3 protein-coding genes, 1 tRNA gene and 1 pseudogene are annotated in these 3,044 nt (G+C 51.8%); 1 reads left to right on the forward strand and 4 read right to left on the reverse strand.

Annotated features, from left to right (window positions below; translation table 11 throughout):
* Nucleotides 1-456: pseudogene (locus KO503_RS13115) on the reverse strand (IS6 family transposase); the annotation flags it as partial.
* Nucleotides 457-612: 156 nt separating this feature from the next.
* On the opposite strand from KO503_RS13115, the gene KO503_RS13120 reads away from it, so the two are divergent.
* Nucleotides 613-702, forward strand: a tRNA-Ser gene (locus tag KO503_RS13120).
* Between the two features lie 149 nt (nucleotides 703-851).
* Here KO503_RS13120 and KO503_RS13125 read toward each other — a convergent pair.
* The 3 genes from KO503_RS13125 to KO503_RS13135 form a co-directional block, all read right to left on the reverse strand.
* Nucleotides 852-1,637, reverse strand: a complete 786-nt coding sequence (locus KO503_RS13125) for a hypothetical protein (RefSeq protein WP_215992010.1) — start codon at nucleotides 1,635-1,637, stop codon at nucleotides 852-854.
* A 244-nt stretch (nucleotides 1,638-1,881) separates the two neighbouring features.
* A complete protein-coding gene (locus KO503_RS13130; protein ID WP_215992011.1) occupies nucleotides 1,882-2,592 on the reverse strand; it encodes a hypothetical protein in 711 nt (236 codons plus the stop codon).
* Nucleotides 2,593-2,596: 4 nt separating this feature from the next.
* On the reverse strand, nucleotides 2,597-2,953 hold the full coding sequence (locus KO503_RS13135) for a hypothetical protein (RefSeq protein ID WP_215992012.1): 357 nt from the start codon (nucleotides 2,951-2,953) through the stop codon (nucleotides 2,597-2,599).
* Nucleotides 2,954-3,044: the final 91 nt, after the last annotated feature.

Below are 3,044 nucleotides of genomic sequence, written 5' to 3' on the forward strand. Positions count from 1 at the left end.
TGCCAGTTTACTGATGGGCTGGATGTAACTGCGCAACTTGTCGGTGATCACGACCCGTGGTTCTCCGAACAGGGTGATCAACCTTTGGAAGAACCGCTTTGCGGCCTTTGCGGTTCGGCGTGTTTGCACGAGAATATCGAGCACGTCGCCATTTGCGTCGATCGCGCGCCACAACTAATGTTTCTTGCCACGGATTGTAATAACGGCTTCGTCAAGATGCCACTTGTCGTTCGGTTGCGGTCGATCCCGGCGGATGCAATTTGCGAAATGTTGCCCAAAGCGATTGACCCATAGCCGGATCGCCTCACGGCTGACAACCACGCCCCGCGCTGCCAACAGGTCCTCGACATCCGCCGTGCTCAGCGCAAAGCGATGGTACGCCCAAACCGCGTAAGCAATGATCTCGCGAGGATAGCGGAAGCCTTTTAGGCGCTGCATATGGGTCGGAATGTTCATGGGACTGACATAGCTTGATCAAACCCGGCCAACAACTTGGCAATACCGTAGGCCTTGTTGGAATATGGAGCGTACTGCTAAATTTTTTACTAAGAATCAGAAGTCACAGCTTTTTTGATCTTGTCTCCCCTGAGCTGGACCGTTAGACGGGTCAACGGAGACGTGGCCGAGTGGTCGAAGGCGCTCCCCTGCTAAGGGAGTAGGCCCGGAAGGGTCTCGAGGGTTCGAATCCCTTCGTCTCCGCCACAATCACCTTTAAGTATTTGTTTTCGTTGGATAATTTGAAGGTCGATTGTTGCTTTGCATGTTGCGCTGCATGTCGCGGTAATGGCTAAAAGCAATGGATCGGTGACGCAAGTCGATCACGCATTCGTGAAGTTTACTAACGATTCTAGTCACTCCTCTCCGTCAAGTGTTCCAATCTTTCGTATGGAGCGACGCAGTTTCTTGTGCTTCAACTTCAAACCCGCAGGATCACCCTCAATGGAACTTGGCGCGTTGGCACGCAGGACGATCCGAAATTCGTTTTCCGGTGAAAAGTGCTTGGGCTTTGTGAACAAAGTTCTGAGATAGTCGTCAGTGGTCACATCCAAACCGCTGCTTTCATAAGTCGAGGGAATGGAAATTGACTTTTGTGTCTGACCATATTTGACACGGCTATGAAGCAGATACTCGCTTGCTGGAAGTGTCGTGTTCCAAAAAGGTGTTCTTGGTGCTTCAAAATTTACTGCGTCTAAGAAGTCAATCAGGTCGATTTCTGCAAAATGAGTAAGGTTGGGATTTCCTTCGTATTGTGTTCCAGCTTCACTCATCGCACCATCTTTTATGTCTAGGTGCTGCTGATGAGAGTATGCCCCCCACGAAGCGCAAAAGACGAAATCGTTGAATTCGTGCGTTATCATTATGTCAGTGCCATTGCCCCCGAAGAAGCAGTTGGTAAAGGTCATGCCACCTATTTTGACACTTTTGGCATGACCTGTTTCAAAATTATGTGCATGTTCAACCATGCCCTCTCGCCTATCAGAGAAGCGCGGTTCCACTACCACACCAGCCTCTTTCTTCTCAATCATGCGGTATCGTTTTAATGTGCCAAACCAAAAACTTCCGCTCTGATAATTCTCCAGCATGTCTGCTTCGAAGAATTTGGTTATTTTTGGCCGAACAAACGGAGGCTTTGGCATTAAAATTTCCCTTTCAAACACGGCATGTGCCGAAAGGTAGGCTAAACTAGCGGCTAAGAGAATGCACTAACTTGTCAAAAAATCCGCCACCGACACGTAAAATACCATCAAAAGTTCAGTCCAACGGAGCAAACTAATCGATATGAATCGATCGTGTCGCCGAAGGGCATCTTTTCATCCTGCGACGATGCGGCAAGCCATGCGGTCAGTTCTTTCAATTGGGTTTCGGCTAATGTGCGCATATTCATTCCCCCGTTGCCAATGGCGCGTTTACGTCAACATGCGTCGCCATGCCTTTTTCAATGTTGCCGTCGTAAAACGAACGCGGCACTTCGGCGGCAACGCTGGCAAGCTTCCCGTCTAGTTCGGCGACTTCGGAAGCAAGGCGAACCCGTTCCGCAGCTTCGGGCGCATGGGCTATGGCGGCATTTAGGCGAAGGGTGTTCAAACGTTCTTGCGACATACCCGACAGCGCGGCGGGCGCTTCGAACAAAGCCGTCGCAAAACGAAGATCAGTTTCGACCAAGCCGCGAAGTTCTGCGCCAAATGCGGGGTCGCTTTGCTTCGATAGAACGAAGGCGCGGATTTCGGAACGAACCACTTGGGCGGCGGTGCCAATGTCGGGCGCAAGCGCGTCTTCAACTGCTTGCATGGCTGCTGCGTTTTCTTTGGCGACCCATGACTTCAGTTCGGCTCGCGTTTTGCTGATTTCAGCAACTGTCGCGTCGCTAATCTTGCGGCCTGCGGAATGTTGTTGCGCCGGGGTTCGCGTCTTATCCCATTCAAGGGCACCAATGCGCTTTACGGCGTCGCCAACGGAATGATGCAACTTCATAATTTTCGTTGCGGGCACGGCGTCATATTTCGAACCGTCGCCAAGGAAGGCTTTGCGGCCTGAATCGGTGCCAAGTGCGGATAGAAGGCGCTTTGCGGTTTCTGAATTAACTAGGGCCATTTGGTTAGTTCCTTTTGATTTTGATTTCGGTGCCGTCGGCAAGGTGAACGAAGTTCGGTTGCTTTTGGCCGGGTTTGAGTGGCGCGGGGTTGTTGGCTATGGTGCCCACAATAGTTGGGGCTTTGGGCTGCGGTGCGTCGTTGCCCAAGATCGTGCGAAGTTCGGCTTGCAAGGTGTTCTGTTGTTGCAAGGCCCAAGCATCAAAGCCGCCGGGCGGTTCGCCCCATTTCAAATGGCCGGACTTGTCGGGATCAAAGATCATGTGACCAAACCGCGACCAGATAATTCCGACAACCTTCGCCGCGTCTTTGCGGTGCCGGGCTTCCAAGCGGGCAACGCGGGATGCAAACCCCCGGTTCATTCGCCCAAGCTTTCGAGTTTGGCTAGGCGTTTTTCGAGTTCGCTTTCGGAAATGGTGCGACCGATCAATGACTGGTCTTGCCACGGTTTAG

It is taken from the genome of Pacificibacter marinus, from assembly GCF_018860505.1.
Taxonomy (GTDB): Bacteria; Pseudomonadota; Alphaproteobacteria; order Rhodobacterales; family Rhodobacteraceae; genus Celeribacter; species Celeribacter marinus_B.

What these genes read in the sequence shown, in the direction of transcription:
- KO503_RS13125 (WP_215992010.1), bottom strand. Translation starts at nt 1,637, where the DNA reads ATGCCAAAGCCTCCGTTTGTTCGGCCAAAAATAACCAAATTCTTCGAA.
- KO503_RS13130 (WP_215992011.1), bottom strand. Translation starts at nt 2,592, where the DNA reads ATGGCCCTAGTTAATTCAGAAACCGCAAAGCGCCTTCTATCCGCACTT.
- KO503_RS13135 (WP_215992012.1), bottom strand. Translation starts at nt 2,953, where the DNA reads ATGAACCGGGGGTTTGCATCCCGCGTTGCCCGCTTGGAAGCCCGGCAC.